This is a genomic window from Mesorhizobium abyssinicae, assembly GCF_049887195.1.
GTDB lineage: Bacteria > Pseudomonadota > Alphaproteobacteria > Rhizobiales > Rhizobiaceae > Mesorhizobium > Mesorhizobium abyssinicae.
In genome coordinates this window covers 58,928-75,451 of the sequence record NZ_JARAKC010000009.1, presented here as the reverse complement: position 1 = coordinate 75,451, position 16,524 = coordinate 58,928, and the positions used below count along the sequence as shown (strand labels likewise).

Genomic DNA, 16,524 nt, shown 5'->3' with positions numbered 1-16,524 from the left:
GCGCTTGTTCCTCAGAAGCCTAATCGTGCGCGGTAAGATTAGCTGAGAAGTCGGCGGGACAGCGCCCCCCTCTGGCCTGCCGGCCATCTCCCCCACAAGGGGGGAGATTGGCAGCTTCAACCCCTCACCCGATCCCGCCCGCCACAGAATAGGAGCCAGCGCTGCGCCCATCCGGCAGCCGCACCACGGCCGTGACGATCGACCCATAAGCGCCGCGCCAGACGCTGTGGAAGCCCTGATGCGTGGCGGCGGGCACGGACACGCGGCCGGTGTAGCGATTGCCGTCCCGCCGCATCGCCATCGGCTCGCCGTTGACGTGAACCTTGACGTTTGCCCCATCGGCAGCGCCGGCATCCAGCGTGACGACGATCTCGTCGCTGTCGCCGGCAGGAATGGTCTCGGCGGTGAGCGTGATGGCGAGTGGCGTGTCGCCGGGCCGTGCTGGAATGACCCCGCCACCCGCAAACACATCCTCCGCCAACGCCGGCGTACGCGGCGGGGTGGTGCGGCGCCTCGTGGCGCGCTCGTAGTCGCCGGCCATCGAGAGCAGCGCCACATCCTTATAGGCCTTGCCGGCGAAGGTCAGCCCGACCGGCATGCCGATATCGGCCATCGTGCCCATCGGCACGGTAACCGTCGGGATGCCGAGATGCCGCCACACCAGATTGCCGTTGGCGACCCAGGTGCCGTTGCGCCAGGCCAGCGCGGCGGAGGCTTCGTTGACGTCGGCATCGGCCGGGCCGACATCGGCGGCGGCAGGCAGCACCACGGCGTCGAGGCTGTTGGCGTCCAGCCAGTCCTCGAAATCGAGGCGACGCGTTTGCTCCAGCCCCTCGAGGCCGGCCTGCATTGTCGGGATGCGCTCGAACGGCGTCACGCCCTGCTTCGCCCGCTCGACATAGTCGGCGAGGTCGAAGCCGTCGTCGCCGTAGCGGTCGGGCAGCGCGCCCGGCGGCTGCGGGAAGATTTTTGCGCCATCGACCGAAGCGAGATCGGGAATCGCCGGATCGGCGTTGGCGCGCAGGAAATCGTCCCAGGACCAGATGCATAGGTCCCAGATCTCGCGCTCGGCGAAATCCTGCGGGACCAGCCCGTGCTCGACCATAGTCTTCGCGCCGGGGCGGTCGCGCTCGTAGTTGGAGACGACGGGGAAGTCGACCTCGACCACCTCGGCGCCGAGTGCTTCGAGATCCGCCGCCGCCTGCCGCCAGAGGTCGAGCACCGAGGCGCGCGTCTCGATCGGCTTCGCCGCTTGCGCGTCGCGGCCGATATACATTTTGGGCACGCCGAGCCGCTTGCCCTTGAGCGCTCCCGCCAGGGGAAGCCCGGCGTAGCTCGCCGGCCTCAGCGCCGAGGCTTTCGGAATCGGCACCCAGGGCTGCACCCGCCAGAAATCTCCCCTCGCCTCGGCATCGTCGGCGACGATCACGTCGAGCAGTTCCAGCATGTCGGCGACGGAGCGCGTGTGCGGCACCACCACGTCCATGGTCGGCACCAGCGGCCAGTTGCCCCTGACGGAGATGACGCCGCGCGACGGCGTGTAGGCGACCAGCGCGTTGTTGGAGGCCGGCGCGCGGCCGGACGACCAGGTTTCCTCGCCGAGCCCGAAGGCGGCGAAGCTGGCAGCCGTGGCGGTGCCGGAGCCGTTAGAGGAGCCTGAGCCGAATGCGGCGGTGAGATAGTTCTTGTTGTAGGGGCTTTCAGCGCGGCCATAGACGCCGCGCTGCATGCCGCCATTGGCCATCGGCGGCATGTTGGTGAGCCCGACCAGCACGGCGCCACCGGCGCGCAGGCGCGCTATGGTGAAGGCGTCCTCATTGGCGACGAGATGCTCGAAGGCAGGCGAGCCGGCGGCGACCGTCAGACCCGCTACCTTGTAGCTGTCCTTGGCAGTGTAGGGGATGCCGTCGAGCGGCCCGAGTGTCTTGCCCTCACGCCGCCGCCGGTCGGAAGCCTCCGCCTCCGCGAACATGTCGGGATTGAGCACCGGCACGGCGTTGAGCGCGATGCCATGGCGATCGTAATGCGCGATGCGCCGCAAGTAGGCGCCGACCAGTTCGACACTGGTGACGGTCCCTTCCTCCAGCGCGCGGCGCAGGTCGGCGATCGAGGCTTCGACGAGGTGGAGCATGATTGTCCCGTGGATGCAGCAAGCTGAGAGAAGTCTTCGCATCAGGCGCTGCGTGTGTCACGGCCCAAACGAGGGGCACGACGGCGGAGCTGCTGATCTCCCCCCGAGAGGGGGAAATGGCCGGCAGGCCAGAGGGGGGCGCTGTCCCGCCAGCCTACCGGATAATTAGTGCTCGCGACCTTCAGATATCAGGCTTAACCCAAAGGCCGGCATTCCTTGACGCCCCCCTCTGCCCTGCCGGGCATCTCCCCCACGAGGGGGGAGATCGGCCGTCCCGCGGGCTTTCGCCAATCTCCGGCTCAAGCACCCCCTCACTCCTGCGGCGCCCCCGCAAACAGCACCACCCCCTCCCCGCCGGCTGCCGGCCAGTCGCGGATGGTGCGGTCGTAGCCGCCGGTCAGCAGTGTGCCGTCGGCGGCGAAGGAGACCGCATAGATCGGGCCGGTGCCGGGGTCGAACTCGGCGATCTGATTGCCGGTGTCCATGTCCCAGATCCGCGCCGTGCCGTCGAGCGAGACCGATGCCAGCCGCTTGCCGTCGGCGGACAGTGCGATCTCATAGACGGTGCCGGAATGGCCTTCGAAGCGGCGCACTTCCCTGAAGCTGTCGAGGTCCCAGAGCTTGATCGTGTAGTCGCCGCTGCCGGTGATCGCATGGTGCCCGTCAGCGGTGAAGACGGCGCCATAGGCGCCCTGCTCGTGCCCGTGCCAGCTGCGCAGCTGCGTGCCCGAAACGATGTCCCAGAGTTTCAGCTCGCCATCGATGCTGCCCGACAGGGCTTTCGTGCCGTCGGGCGAGACGGCGACCGAGCTCACCGACCAGTCATGGCCGGGCAGCACGTGCAGCACGGCGCCCTTTTCGAGATCCCAGACGATGACGGCGCCAGTGTCGTGGCCGCTGACGGCCAGCTTGCCGTCGGGGCTGATCGCCAGGTTCCTGACGCCGCCGTTCTGGCCGGCGGAAAAGACGTGCAGCACGGCGCCGTCGGCGAGGTTCCGCAGCACGATCTCGCCGTCGTCGCCGGCGGTCAGCGCCGTCTTGCCGTCAGGCATGAACAGCGCCGTGCGCGCCATGTCCTTGTGCTCACCCAGATTGCGGATCAGTCGCTTGCCGTCGATGTCCCAGAGCTTGATCATGCGGTCGGTGCTGGCGCTCATCACCTCGCGCCCGTCTTGCGAGACCGCCAGCCAGACGACGGCGTCGCGGTGGCCCTCAGCCTGGGTCGGCAGCGGCGGCGGCGCGGGCGGCAGCGGAGCGACGGTCTCGGGCGGTGAGGCCGTCGCGGGTGGCGGTGCCAGTTGCGGTGGCGAAGGAGCCTCGGGTGGCGCGGCGGGAGGCGCCAGCACGGTCTTCGGCGCCTCGGCAGGCGCGGCAGGCGGCGAAGCCGGCACGGCCGGACTTGCCGGCGCTGGCTCAGCCGCAGGCGGCGTCTTTGCCGCCAGGTCCGGTGGCGCCGGCGCTAGAACCAGTTCCGCCGGCGGCGTTGCGAGGGCCGGCGGCGCGCTGACGACATCCTGTCCGCCCTTCGGTTCGTTCGCCGCCTCGCCGCCCCGCCAAGGCTGGTCGGCGAGCAGCGCCAGCACAGTGACCGCCGGCAGGACCTGGAAGAAGCGCCTGAGATGCGGCCGGCCGAGTTCCTGCACCTCCGCCGCACGGCCGAACAGTGGTGCTCCGGCCTGATGCGCCGGCCGTCCCGGCAGAAGGCCGGCGAGGAACAGCAACGCGCCGACCACCAGAGCGAGCGCCGCCACCAGGAAGCCGGTGAGCCGCATCGAGGCGGAATCGGCCAGCGGATGCGCGAGGCTCTCGGCTCCGGTGGCCAGAAACGGCCAGGCATGCATGACGCAGGCGATGGCCGCCGCCAGCAAGGGAAGCGAGAGCAACCTGTCCGTCGATCTGTTCATATGATGCCCCCCGGCCACCCTCTCCAGCGCATGGAGAAGACCATGTCGACATCCTAGCCCAGCTTTCCGCGCAGGCTAAGTGTCGGAAATCACACGAGAAGGAATAAATCCCGATTCGTCGACCCGCGCCTCTGCTTGCGGGAAAGCAATGCATGAGCGCTGAGGGAGACCTTCGCGCCAACGAAGCGACTATCTGGATGCGCGGAGCGACTTTCCTGCAACACAACGTCGCCAACGACAGCAGAACTGTCAAATTCCCCAATAATAGACAGCAACTCCGGCCCGTAAGGTTGACAGAGGGCCAAAGACTGACATTATCCACTCGGGATATTGTGGAGAGTTGACATGAAGAAAACCTATGAGAAGCCGGTCCTGCTCAAAAAGGACAGGCTTTCGGCGGTGACGGCGGGCAACGGCGGTTCCACCCCCATCCCCCAATGATTTCAGCCGGCTAGCGCCTCGAGCATCGTGGCGTGGCCCAATTTGACATTATGCAGTTGGAATGTCGGAGGCCATGAAATGAAGAAGACCTATGAGAAGCCGATGCTGGTCAAGAAGGACCGGCTTTCGGCAGTGACGGCGGGCAACGGCGGCTCCGTCGTGCTTCCGGGCTGATCCAAGCAGCCAGAACACACGCTTGCGATAGTGTTCGCCGGAAGGCGAGCACTGTCGGCCTTTCGAGAGGTGGCTCCGGATATTGGAGAGTGTGGGCATGAAGAAGACCTATGAGAAGCCGATGCTGGTCAAGAAGGACAGGCTGTCGGCGGTGACGGCGGGCAATGGCGGCTCCGGCCCGATAGGGCCGGCAGGCTGATCCCGGCATGAGTGCGCCAAATCATACGCTGACACTATCCGCCCAAGCACATTTCGAGGATTAGAGCATGAAGAAAACCTATGTGAAGCCCGTGCTCGTCAAGAAGGACAGGCTTTCGGCGATCACCGCCAATGGCGCGGGTTCGAACAACCTGATCTGATCCCTCGCCGGCCTCTAAAGATTGTTTGACGCAATCCCGGACGGAAAACCGCTACGCACTTTTCCTGGAATTGCTCCCTAGAGAACCAGCACCAGGTCATCCACCACAAGCTGCCAATGGTGTTTCGTCGACAGACGAACACGCGTTACGGCCTTGAGCATCGGCGCGTAGTGGCACGGTGTCAGCGCCGACAGCGTGATCTCGTCGCTGGCGATCAACGCGTCGCCCAGCCAGCTTTCGACCAGCGCCGTCTCCCCCTCCGACGCCAGCCAGGCTGCGGTCAGCATCATCGAATGCAGGCCGAAGGGCTGTTGCCGGCCGAATTCCGCCTGATGGCCGCTGCTCGTATAGGCGATGTAATCGCCCGAGACATTGCCGTTGACGTAGCCCTCGCTGTTCTTGGTGTTGTCGCTCGCCATGGCGTTGATATTGCGCCAGGAAAGCCCGGCATGGCCCATGGGAACCTTGCGCAGGCCGCGCGTGGTGATGTCGTCGAAGCCGATGGTGCTGAGTGCCGCACCAGGCGCGATGGCGGTGGGCGTGAGCAGGCCAAGATCGGTCGGATAGGCTGACAGCGCTAGCTGCCGGTCGAGACCGCCGCCCGTCACCACAATCGCATCAGCCTCGCCGGCAAGCGCGAAGCGGAAGCCTGCGCCGGGAACAAGCGTTCGGCTTCCAAGGACCTGGCCTTTGGCCATCACCGATAGCGTCGCCTCTATGGCGGCCGGGACCCTGCCGTTCAGGAACCGCCCGGGCGCAAGGCCGACCGGTTTCGGCAAGTCCTCTCCGACGAGGCCAGCCACGGAGCCGGGCGCCTCCCGCAGGCGTATCGACTGGTTCTCGTTGGCGCTGCTGGCACGCCAGCCGGGCGGCACCGAGACCGAGAAGCGGTAGGTGCCAGGCGTGCGGATCCTGGCCCGGCGGCGCCTGGACGACATCGGGAAATTGGCGAAGCCGGCGGGGTTTGTTCGCGCCGCGGCGATGAAGCCGCCGCGCTCGTCGTAAAGCCGCACCATGATGCCGGCCATCGGCCGGTCGGCGAGGCCATAGACCCCGTCGCCATCGACATCCATGTAGACATAAGAGGAGAAGTTGAGCTTGCCGCCGGTGGCTTGCCAGGTCGAGCGCACCGCGTAGTCACGACTGGGATCGGCCCGGCGCCGCATCCGCCGGCGCTCACGCGCCTGCCAGACGAGAAAGGCAAGCAACGCTGCGGCAGCGAGAAGGATACAGGAGATGACGACGGTCAGGCTGGGCAAGTAGGAGCCTCGGCGGGGATGATTGCGGCACCCTAGCTTGCGATGTGGTGGCTGCACAGGGGGGCGCGAAGGATCGCGGCGGCCGCGAGGTCAGTTCTCCACCTCCACCCACACCGGCGCATGATCGCTGGCGTCGTCCTGCCCGCGCACATCCCGGTCTATGCCGGCCGCCTTCAGCTTGCGGGCGAGCTTCTTCGACAGCAGGATGTGGTCGAGCCGCAAGCCGGCGTCGCGGGGCCAGCGGTTGCGGCGGTAATCCCAGAATGTGTAGAGCGTCTGCTTCGGGAAGGCCTTGCGCAGCCCGTCGGTCCAGCCCTGCTCGATCAGCGCGGCGAAAGCGGCGCGGCTTTGAGGCTGCACCAGCGCGTTGTCGTCATAGGAGCGGGTCGGGTAGATGTCGCGCGGCTCTGGCACGATGTTGTAGTCGCCGGCGAGCGCGACCGGCAGACCGGTATCGAGCAACTGACCCGCATGCGCGGCGAAGCGCTCGTGCCAGGCGAGCTTGTAGTCGAATTTCGGCCCCGGTTGCGGGTTGCCGTTCGGCGCGTAGAGGCAGCCAACAACGACGCCGTCGACCGCCGCCTCGATGTAGCGCGCCTGGCGATCGTCCTCGTCGCCGGGCAGCGCGTCGCGCGTCAGCACGGGTTCTGCGCCCTTTGCCAGAATGGCGACGCCGTTCCAGGTCGGCTCGCCCTTCCACACTGCGCCGTAGCCGGCCTTGGCGAGCCTGGTCTGCGGAAACTGTATGTCGCGCGCCTTGAGTTCCTGCAGGCAGACTACATCGGGCTTTGCTTTGGCGAGCCATGCCAGCAGGTTTTCCAGCCGGCTGTTGATGTTGTTGATGTTGAAGGTGGCGAGTTTCATTTGGGTCATCAGAACAAGAAGCCGGCATGCGCGGCAAGTGGCCGCCTTACGAGGAGCATTGGAGCTAGCCCTTCAGCGTTGGCGCTGCCCCTCATCCGCCTGCCGGCACCTTCTCCCCGTGAACGGGGAGAGGGTGGCTGGCCGTGACGCCGGCGCGTTTCCTGCAACGCTGGCGATTGGCGAAACCGGAGGCGACAGCGCCCTTCTCCCCGTTCACGGGGAGAAGATGGCGGCAGCCAGATGAGGGGCAGCGCAGACACCAAAGAATGTCCAGTCAGGGTCGAAGCGACCGCCCTAAAGCCCCTCTGCCCAAGCCTTCACCCTCTCCGCCCTCGTCCTCAAATGATCCGCGGTCGAAAAACCCGAGATCGCCTTGCGCGGCTTCAGATCGTGGTCGCCATCCTCCAGCCAGATCATCTCGATTGCGTCGGAGAGACCGTAGGTCGCCACCTCGTCCTTTGTGCCGAACTCGTCGCGCGTGCCCTGGAAGATCAGCGTCGGGGTCTTGAGGCCGAGGAGATGTTTTGTCCTCAGCTGCCCGGGCTTGGCCGGCGGATGGAACGGATAGCCGAGGCAGACCAGCCCGGCGATCTCGCCTTTCGCAAACATCTCGTCGGCGACCATGGAGGCGACGCGCCCGCCCATCGACTTGCCGCCGATGATAAGCTTGCCCGTAACACCCTTGGCGCGCAGGTCGGCGATCGCCTTGATGTATTCAGGATTCACCGTCTCGGCGCGCGGCGGCGGCTTGCGATGGCCGTAGCGGCGGGCGGCCATGTAGTGGAACTCGAAGCGCGCGACCTGAAAACCGGCTGTGGCCAGAGCCTTGGCGGTGGCGGTCATCGAGGGCGAATCCATCGCGGCGCCGGCGCCGTGGGCGAGCAGGATGGTGACGGAAGCGGTGTCGAAGCCGTCGAAGAGGAAGTGGGTCATGGGGCGGCCCTTCTGGAAAGGTCGTACTCCGTCCCACCCCCCTCTGCCCTGCCGGGCATCTCCCCCGCAAGGGGGGAGATCAGCAGCTCGGGCGCCTGGCCCCTTCTTGCAGCGTCGGGGATTGGCGAAAGCGGCCGAGCGCCTAATCTCCCCCCTTGCGGGGGAGATGGCCGGCAGGCCAGAGGGGGGTGCTCAAGTGCAAACATCTCACCCCGCTGTCCGCGCCATGTGCAGATCCACGAACTGTATGCCCTTCCGCGCCAGCCTCGCCCATTCGGAGTCGGTATCCAATTCCAGATAGCGCGCCCAAAGCCGGCGGGCTTCGGGAAAATTCCTCGCGTCGAACTCCAACCGCGCCAAATTGAACACCGGGTCGGCATAAGCCTTGTCGAGCGTGATCGCCTTCTGAAGATGGCGGCGGGCCGAGGCCACCTTGCCCTCGTCGCTCATCAGGCCGGCGAGGTTAAACCAGGCCTCGACGAAGCCGGGATCTAGCTTGATCGCCCGCGCATAGTCGTGCGCGGCTTCCGCCACGCGGCTGGCGCCGCGCAGGCAGTTGGCGCGGTTGAAGGCGGCGATGGCATCGCTGGGGTCGATCGCCAGGCAGCGCTGATAGAGTGTGGCCGCGTCATCATGGCGCTCCTCCTCCTCCGCGGTCTCCGCCTCGGCGAAGAGTTCCTCCAGCGTATCGTCTTCAGGACTGCCCAGATCGAACAGCAGCTGGCCGTCGAGTTCGCTCATACCCTCGTCGAGATAGATCGCATCGGGACGACCATGCTGCGACCCGACATTGAGCGACTTGGCGGTGAGCGAGGCGACCGGGCCGGAGCGGTGGACGGAGCGCGCGATGGCGCCCCAGGTGGCGCCGCTGGCGATCAGCCCGGCATATTTGCGGGCCAGGATCAGATCGCGGAAGGAATAGGGCTCGCCGTCGTGCTCGAAGGCGTCGAACAGCGACAGCATGTCGAGATCGTCGCCGGCAAGCCGCGACTGGTCGATGAGCGACTGCCTGGACAGCGACGAGGCTTCCGGCGCCTTCATCAGGCCGAGCAGGCGCAGGAACCCGTTCTCGCTGATCAGCGCGCGGCCGGCTTCGCGCTCCGCATTCGTTCGGCGCACGATCTCGGCATCGCCTGTCCTGCTGGTGGCGGCTTTTGCCAGCAGCGTGCGGCCAAAGACGACATGCGTCGTGCGCCGCGTGACGCCGCGCCTCAGCTCGGCATGGCGGCGCTCGACCTCACGCGCGGCGAGCCGGAGCGGAAAGGCGGCCAGCGCGCCGACGGCGCCGAAGACGGCGCCGGGAACGATGACCAGCCCTGCCGTCACTTCTTGCTCTTGCCGACGGCCTTCAACAGGTTCGCCTTCAGCGGGTTTTCAGGCGCACCGCCGGCGGCGGCCTTCTTGGCAGCGGGTTTTGCCGGCGCCTCCTCGGCCTTGCTCTTCGACTTGGCCGGCGGCTTGGCGGACTGCGACAGGCTCGCCTTCAGCGCATCCATCAGGTTGATGACGTTGCCGCGCTCGGGCGCGGCCGCGATGATAGGCTTGTGGCCCTTCAGCTTCTCGCGGATCATCGCCATCAGCGCCACCTCATAGCGATCCTCGTAGTTCTTGGGATCGAAGGTGGTTTCCTTCTGCTTGATCAGTGCCTCGGCCAGTTGCAGCATTTCGGGGTCCGGCTTGCCGGCCGGGATGTTGCCGAAATATTCAGCCGTGCCGCGCACTTCGTTTGGATTCCTCAAGGTGCAGACGAACATGCCGTTCTCGCGCGCGCCGATCGTAACCACGCGCTCGCGGCTGGACAGCACCAGGCGCGCGATCGCCAGCTTGCCGGATTGGCGCATCGCTTCGCGAAGCACGGCAAAGGTCTCCTCGGCCATGGCGCCGTCGGGGGCCAGGTAATAGGGCGAGTCCTGATAGATGACGTCGACCTCGCCTTCGTCGACGAAGGCCTCGATGTTCATCGTGTGGTTGGACTCGATCCTGACCGCATCGAGGTCGGCATCATCGATGATGATGTATTGCTTGTCCTCGTATTCGTAACCCTTGACCAGATCCGAGCGCTCGACCAGCCCGAGCTCGGGATCGACCGGCTTCATGTTGATGCGGTTGTGGGTCTTCTTATGCAGTTGGTTGAACGCAATGCGTTCGCTCGCGCTGGTGGCCGGATAGAGCCGGACCGGACAGCTGACGAGGCTGAGCTTGAGGTAACCTTTCCAACTTGCCCTGGGCGCCATGATGAACTCCTACGCGGCCATGCACTGACTTTATCTTGGAGCATGGTCTTGTCCAAAAACCGGTTCCCACTTTTTGGGACCATGCTCGCTGCAGCGCTCCCGCTCAAGGACGGTTGGCGCCGTGGAAATCCTACACCGACCCCTCACGATAACGGCAAATCCCTAGCGAAGTGTTTTCGGGGCTGGGCGGGGAGGATAATTCAAATTGTAGGAAGCGTCGATGGAGATGGAACTGAGAGGGGGCGCGAAGGAACGCGACGCTCGTCGTCTATCCCGCCTTGTCCATCACCGGCAAGTCCCTTGCCGCCTCGTCGATCTCCGCCCAGGGATCGCCCGACGTCTCCAAGAGCCCCGGCAGCGAGGCGTAGTTCAAATCCTCCGGCGCATCGATCGTCTCGAGATCCGCCCAGCTTACCGGGGTCGAGGCCGGCAGGTTGGTGCGGGCGCGCAGCGAATAAGGCGCAGCGGAAGTGTGGCCGCGGGCGTTGCGGTGGAAGTCGATGAAGATGCGGCGCTTGCGGTTGTCCTTGCCCATGGTGGTGGTGAAGGTGTCGGGCGCGCTTGCCGCCAGATAGGTCGAGATGGCGCTCGAGGCCTGGTGCAGCTTCTTCCAGTTCTGCTTTCTGGTCACCGGCACTGTGATGTGGATGCCCTTGCCGCCGGAGGTTTTCGCGAACGGCACCAGCCCCAGCGCCTCCAGGCCGCCCTTGATGTGGACGGCGGCCTCGACCACCTCGCGCCAGGTGATCCCCTCGCCCGGATCGAGGTCGAAAACGATCTGGTCAGGCCTGTCGAGGCTGGTGCGATGCGTGCCCCAGGTGTGGAACTCCACCACGCCGAACTGGGCCAGCGCCAGATAGCCCTTTGCCCCTTCGACCGAGAGATAGGACTTGGTCTCGCCTTCGGAGTTGGTGGCCCCGAAGGTCACGACCGAGGGCGGCATGCCGGTGAAGGCATGACGCTGGAAGAAGCAGTCCTGCGGCTTTCCGGTCGGGCAGCGCACCAGCGACACCGGGCGGCCGATGATGTGCGGCAGCATGAAATCGCCGACCAGCGCGTAGTAGACGGCAATGTCGAGCTTGGTCGGCCCGGTCTTGCCGAACAGCCGGCGCTCCGGATTGGTGACCCAGATGGTGGCGAGGTCGGATTCGGCGATCAGCCGCTTGCGCTTGACCGGCGCCGGCGTCGTCAGCCCGCCGACATCGCGCAATCCGCGAAAGACGCCGTGGCGGATCGCATTGTCGGCGGTGCGGTTGGAATAGCGGATGCGGGCCGACAGCAGCGGCTTCACCCAATGCATCTCGCGCATGATCTCGCGCGGCGCGCCCTCGGGCGGCGTGGCGCCGGCGGTCAGCCGCTCCAGCCGGGCCAGCAGGTCGGTCGCCATGTCGCGGTCGAAGCCGGTGCCGACCTTGCCGCGATAGTGCAATTCGCCGTTTTCGAACTCGGCCATGCCCAGCGCCGCCAGACCTTCCGCCCGGTCGGACACGGTATAGCCGGCGATGACGAAATCATCCGTCTTTTGCGCCTTCACCTTGGTCCAGCTCTTGGTGCGGCCACTCTGGTAGATGGCGTCGGCGCGCTTGGAGACGACGCCTTCCAGCCCAAGATCCGAGGCCTGTTCGTAGAGACCCTGCCCGTCGCCCTCGACATGGTCGCTGAACTGGATGGCGGCGTTGGCGGCCTGGCCGGCGAGCAGTTCGACAAGCAGCGCCTTACGCTTCCGCAGCGGCGCCTTGCGCAGGTCCCAGCCGTCGAGGTGGAGGAGGTCGAAGGCGTAGAAATGCAATTTGCTGCCGGCGCCGGCCGAGAGCGCGTCCTGCAGCAGCGCGAAACGGGAAATGCCCTTCTCATCGAGAACCATGATCTCGCCGTCGATGATTGCCTGCCTGACCGGCAGCCTGGCGAAGGCTTGCGGCAGGTCGCCATAGCGCTTCGTCCAGTCGATGCCGCCGCGGGTGATCAGCCTGACCTCGCCATCCACGACATGGGCCATGGTGCGGTAACCGTCGAACTTGATTTCGTGCAGCCAGAGGTCGCTGGTGTTTTCCGCCGGCCCCTCGCCGCCAGGCGGCTTCGGCACCTGGGTGGCGAGCTGCGGCTCGATGCGGGAAGGCGGTGCGGCCTTGACGGCGCCGGGCAGCGCGCCGGGCTTCAGCGAGCCGGCTTTCGGCGGCAAACGCTCGGCCTTCCTCGGCGGCGCCGTCAGTTCCTCGATGCGGCGGCCGGACTTCACGCTTTCCGGCCGCGCTTCGAGGATGTCAAGCTTGGTATCGGAGGCGAGGTCGCGCTCCTTGAACAAGAGCCAGTTCTTCTTCGCTTCGTCCTCGCCGGGTTTTGGCTTCAGCCTGGTCAGCATCCAGCCGCCGTTCAGCTTCTCGCCGGCCAGGCGGAACTTGAAGGCGCCGGTGCGAAGCGACTTCTCGACATCCTCCATCGGCGCCCAGGTGCCGGTGTCCCAGATGATCATCGGCCCGCCGCCATATTCGCCCTCGGGGATGACGCCCTCGAAGTCGATGTATTCGAGCGGATGGTCCTCGGTCTCGACGGCGAGGCGCTTGTCGGCCGGGTTGAGCGAGGGCCCGCGCGGCACCGCCCAGCTCTTCAGCACGCCGCCGACCTCGAGGCGCAGATCGTAATGGTCGGCGGTGGCATGGTGCTTGTGGACGACGAAGCGGTTGCCCGCATCGAAGACAGCCCCGCCCACCGGCTCCGGCGTGCGGCTGAATTCGCGCTTGGCGCGGTAGGGTTTGAGGTTGGAGGGCATGAGTTAGGTAGAAGCCGCCAAAGACAAAAGCCGCGTTCCTTCGCGCCCCCCTCTGGCCTGCCGGCCATCTCCCCCACTTGGGGGGAGATTGGCAGTTCGAGCGCCGGTGCTCCCCTTCCAACGTCGGCGATTGGCGAAAGCGGCGGCGACATCCGATCTCCCCCCTTGAGGGGGAGATGGCCGGCAGGCCAGAGGGGGGTGCTGTCCCGCCAGCCTTGCCATGATCATCCGTGAAAACTCAATCGTCGGCGGCCGGCGTGAGCTCGAGCTCAGCCGGGGTCAGCCCTTGCCTGAGCTGGCTCAGCCGGAACTCATCGACCCAATAGGCCTCGCCGTCGACCAGCACGCGCGCGCTGTATGTGCCACCGGAGAAGCTTTGCGCGGTGACATAGACCTTGTGGCGGTCGAGCGCCTTCTTCACCGCGGCGCGGCGGGAGTTTTCTCTGGCGACGGAACTGGCCATGGGCTCACACATCTATGCAGCCTAGGAGCGGCGGCTGGCTATAAGGATGGCGGAGAGCGGCGGGGGAGTCAATTTGGCGGGTGCGATGAGGCGCTGATCTCCCCCCTCGAGGGGGAGATGGCCGGCAGGCCAGAGGGGGTCGTCTAACATAGATCTCCCCCCTGTCTTCGTCGCACAGAGGCGTCGGCGCTTCACGCGCGGCGACCCCCTCTGTCGCCTTCGGCGACATCTCCCCCTCAAGGGGGGAGACTGGCTCTGGCCGGCCCGCCGCTATATCTTCTTGGGCTGAACGAGGAGAGGAACATGACCCACATCCGGGCGATGACGAAAAACGACCTCGCCGAGGTGTCGCGGCTGCTCGGCCAGTCCTGGCGGCGGACCTATTCGCCGATCATGGGCCCCGACACCACGGCGCGGCTCTCCGACGACAAGCACGCGCCGCAGAAGTTGGCGGTAGAACTCGAGGATAACGACAAGATGTCCTTCGTCGCCGAGCGGCCCAACGGCTCGATCGCCGGTTATGCGATGGCGGCGATGGACGATGGCGGCGACGTCATGCTCGACCGGCTGCACATCGAACCGAACGAGTTCGGCACCGGTCTGGCGACCGATCTGCTGCACGCCGTGCTGGCCGCCCATGCGGGAATTCCCAGCATCGCGCTGGAAGTGATCGAGGGTAACGACCGGGCGATTGCCTTCTACCAAAAGCACGGCTTCGAGGCGGTCGAGCGCAGGCCGGCGGCCCACGGCGTCGGCGGTCACGCCTCGCTGATCATGCGCCGGCTGCTGCCACGGGCCTGAGGCCCTGCCGCTGGACGCCTCGCCTTCGGACCCTATAGTTTAGCCAGGTTGCAAATTCGACCGGAGCAAGACGATGAGCCTGGGCAAGCAGAAACTCGGCAACCAGGGGCTCGTCGTCTCGGCGGTCGGCCTCGGCTGCATGGGCATGAGCCAGTCCTACGGACCGGCCGACGAGGCGGAATCGATCGCGACGCTGCACAGGGCGATCGAGCTCGGCTGCACCTTCCTCGACACGGCCGAGGTCTACGGGCCGTTCATCAACGAGGAGCTGCTCGGCCGCGCGCTGAAGGGCCGGCGCGATAAGGTCATCATCGCCACCAAGTTCGGGTTTCGCATCGTGGACGGCAAGCAGGACGGCACCGGTCGCGACAGCCGGCCCGAGCACATTCGCGAGGTGGTGGAGGCGTCGCTGAAGCGGCTCGACACCGACCATATCGACCTCCTCTACCAGCACCGCGTCGACCCCGGCGTGCCGATGGAGGATGTTGCGGGCACGGTCGGCGAGCTGGTGGCCGAGGGCAAGGTGCGCTTCTTCGGCCTGTCGGAGGCTGGCATCGCCAACATCCGCCGCGCCAATGCGGCGCATCCGGTTTCGGCGCTGCAGAGCGAATATTCGCTGTGGGAGCGCAATCTCGAGCCCGAGATCATTCCGCTGCTGAAGGACCTCGGTATCGGCCTGGTGCCGTTCGCGCCGCTCGGACGCGGCTTCCTCGCCGGCGACGTCAAGCGCGCCGAAGACTATCCGGAGGGCGATTTCCGGCGCGGCGACCCGCGCTACCAGGGCGAGAATTTCGACGCCAATGTCGCGGCCGCCAGCGCGGTGCGCGACGTGGCCGCCGCCAGGGGCGTGAAGCCTGGCCAAATCGCGATTGCCTGGCTGCTCGCCAAGGGCCCGGAGTTCGGCATCGACCTCGTGCCGATCCCCGGCACCAAGCGCCGGACATACCTGGAGGAGAATGTCGCCGCCGCCGACATCGGGCTCGACGCCACCGAGATGCTGCTGCTCGATATGGCGCTGACTCCCGACAGGATTTCCGGACCGCGCTACAACGAGCGAACGATGTCGATGGTGGATCGGTAGCCCACCTTCACGCCGAACTGCGCAGCATCAGCTCGGCGTTGAGCAGGATGCGGGCGTCGCCGCGCTTGGCCGAGGATTTTTCGTCCAGCCGCTCGAGCAGCAGTTCGATGGCGAGACGGCCAATCTCGTTGTAGTTCTGCGCCACCGTCGTGATCGGCGGGCAGGCGTAGCGCGACAGCGGGTGGTCGTCGTGCCCGGCGACCCGCAGGTCGCAATCAGCGCCATGTCCCACCTTGAGGCCGAGCTGAAAGGCGGCGCCGAGTACGCCGAAGGCGACGCGGTCGTTGGCGCACAGCACCGTTTTGGTCGGGAAACCGCCGGCCTTCAGGATGCGCGTCGCCTCGTCATAGCCGAACTTCTCGAAATCCCACGAGCGGGCGTCCGCGACCGGCACGATGCGCGGCGTCATCTTGAACTGGTGCATGGCCTCGACATAGGCCTCCTGCCTGGCGGAGGCGTTGTTGTTGACCAGCGGCATGGCGAAGTAGCAGGGCGGCTCGCCGGACCGGCAGAGGTAGTCGACGATCAGCCTGAAACTCTGCCGGTTGTCGGTGCCGACGAAGGAGGAGGTCTGGTCGAGCGGCGAGTCGACATAGATCAGCGGGATCGAGGCGCCGAGCTCGGCCAGGATGCGGTGGTGCGACTGCACGCCGAGCGGCGCGATGATGGCGCCGGCGATGTTCATCGAGCGGAACGTCTGGATCGCCTGGTCTTCCATCTCGGCGCGCCCGTCGGAGGACAGCACGAAGGCCAGGAAGCCGGCCTCGTTGGCGATCAGCTCGATGCGGCGCGTCAGCGCCATGTAGAACGGGTCGGTCGAATTCGGGATGATGACGCCGAGGATGTTGCTGCGGCGGCGATTGAGGTTGACCGCGAACATGCTCGGCCGGAAATCGGATTTCTTCAGCGCCGCCTCGATGGCGCTGCGCGTGTTCTTCCTGACCGAGTTGGGATCGTTGAAATATTTGGAGACGGTCGTGCGAGACAAGCCGACGAAGTCCGAGAAATCCTCCATCGTCCTGATCGTCTTTGCCATTCACAGGCCCCCTGTTCGACCCTTCCCGTCACTCTCTACGTGAGTCACCATCTCGCGCAAAGCTGCAACGCTTCGAC

At 66.2% G+C, this 16,524-nt stretch carries 16 protein-coding genes; 6 read left to right on the top strand and 10 right to left on the bottom strand.

Features of this window, described 5'->3' with window-relative positions:
• Window positions 1-124: 124 nt before the first annotated feature.
• Entirely contained in the window at window positions 125-2,131 is a 2,007-nt protein-coding gene (locus PU724_RS20355; RefSeq protein WP_354423534.1) for an amidase, read from the bottom strand.
• 311 nt (window positions 2,132-2,442) lie between these two features.
• Window positions 2,443-4,035 carry a WD40 repeat domain-containing protein gene (locus PU724_RS20350; RefSeq protein ID WP_354423536.1) on the bottom strand — a complete coding sequence of 531 codons (1,593 nt, stop codon included), beginning with the start codon at window positions 4,033-4,035 and terminating at the stop codon, window positions 2,443-2,445.
• Between the two features lie 345 nt (window positions 4,036-4,380).
• On the opposite strand from PU724_RS20350, the gene PU724_RS20345 reads away from it, so the two are divergent.
• From PU724_RS20345 to PU724_RS20330, 4 genes are all read left to right on the top strand, one after another.
• Window positions 4,381-4,476 (top strand): putative RiPP precursor, encoded by a 96-nt coding sequence (locus PU724_RS20345; protein WP_187331514.1) that lies wholly within the window; start codon window positions 4,381-4,383, stop codon window positions 4,474-4,476.
• A 78-nt stretch (window positions 4,477-4,554) separates the two neighbouring features.
• Window positions 4,555-4,650 (top strand): putative RiPP precursor, encoded by a 96-nt coding sequence (locus PU724_RS20340; protein WP_292173628.1) that lies wholly within the window; start codon window positions 4,555-4,557, stop codon window positions 4,648-4,650.
• A 97-nt stretch (window positions 4,651-4,747) separates the two neighbouring features.
• Entirely contained in the window at window positions 4,748-4,849 is a 102-nt protein-coding gene (locus PU724_RS20335) for a putative RiPP precursor (RefSeq protein ID WP_354423539.1), read from the top strand.
• Between the two features lie 67 nt (window positions 4,850-4,916).
• Window positions 4,917-5,009, top strand: coding sequence for a putative RiPP precursor (locus PU724_RS20330; RefSeq protein WP_127286950.1), 93 nt, complete (start codon window positions 4,917-4,919; stop codon window positions 5,007-5,009).
• Between the two features lie 77 nt (window positions 5,010-5,086).
• Here PU724_RS20330 and PU724_RS20325 read toward each other — a convergent pair whose 3' ends face one another.
• The 7 genes from PU724_RS20325 to PU724_RS20295 form a co-directional block, all read right to left on the bottom strand.
• Window positions 5,087-6,268, bottom strand: coding sequence for a hypothetical protein (locus PU724_RS20325; RefSeq protein ID WP_354423541.1), 1,182 nt, complete (start codon window positions 6,266-6,268; stop codon window positions 5,087-5,089).
• A gap of 90 nt (window positions 6,269-6,358) precedes the next feature.
• A complete protein-coding gene (locus PU724_RS20320; protein ID WP_354423543.1) occupies window positions 6,359-7,132 on the bottom strand; it encodes an exodeoxyribonuclease III in 774 nt (257 codons plus the stop codon).
• Window positions 7,133-7,426: 294 nt separating this feature from the next.
• Window positions 7,427-8,065: an alpha/beta hydrolase family protein gene (locus PU724_RS20315; RefSeq protein WP_354423545.1), complete on the bottom strand. Its 639-nt coding sequence runs from the start codon at window positions 8,063-8,065 to the stop codon at window positions 7,427-7,429.
• Between the two features lie 207 nt (window positions 8,066-8,272).
• Complete coding sequence (locus tag PU724_RS20310) at window positions 8,273-9,391, bottom strand: tetratricopeptide repeat protein (RefSeq protein WP_354423546.1); 1,119 nt, start codon at window positions 9,389-9,391, stop codon at window positions 8,273-8,275.
• Window positions 9,388-10,299 (bottom strand): non-homologous end joining protein Ku, encoded by a 912-nt coding sequence (gene ku / locus PU724_RS20305; RefSeq protein WP_127394150.1) that lies wholly within the window; start codon window positions 10,297-10,299, stop codon window positions 9,388-9,390. The genes PU724_RS20310 and ku overlap by 4 nt, the downstream gene beginning before the upstream one ends.
• A 268-nt stretch (window positions 10,300-10,567) precedes the next feature.
• Complete coding sequence (gene ligD / locus PU724_RS20300; protein WP_354423548.1) at window positions 10,568-13,066, bottom strand: DNA ligase D; 2,499 nt, start codon at window positions 13,064-13,066, stop codon at window positions 10,568-10,570.
• Window positions 13,067-13,304: 238 nt separating this feature from the next.
• Entirely contained in the window at window positions 13,305-13,529 is a 225-nt protein-coding gene (locus PU724_RS20295; RefSeq protein ID WP_127286561.1) for a hypothetical protein, read from the bottom strand.
• A gap of 303 nt (window positions 13,530-13,832) precedes the next feature.
• Here PU724_RS20295 and PU724_RS20290 point away from each other — a divergent pair, with 303 nt between their 5' ends.
• On the top strand, window positions 13,833-14,330 hold the full coding sequence (locus tag PU724_RS20290; RefSeq protein ID WP_354423550.1) for a GNAT family N-acetyltransferase: 498 nt from the start codon (window positions 13,833-13,835) through the stop codon (window positions 14,328-14,330).
• Window positions 14,331-14,403: 73 nt separating this feature from the next.
• On the top strand, window positions 14,404-15,411 hold the full coding sequence (locus PU724_RS20285) for an aldo/keto reductase (RefSeq protein WP_292174025.1): 1,008 nt from the start codon (window positions 14,404-14,406) through the stop codon (window positions 15,409-15,411).
• Window positions 15,412-15,418: 7 nt separating this feature from the next.
• Here PU724_RS20285 and PU724_RS20280 read toward each other — a convergent pair whose 3' ends face one another.
• Complete coding sequence (locus PU724_RS20280; RefSeq protein ID WP_189556470.1) at window positions 15,419-16,426, bottom strand: LacI family DNA-binding transcriptional regulator; 1,008 nt, start codon at window positions 16,424-16,426, stop codon at window positions 15,419-15,421.
• Between the last annotated feature and the right edge of the window lie 98 nt (window positions 16,427-16,524).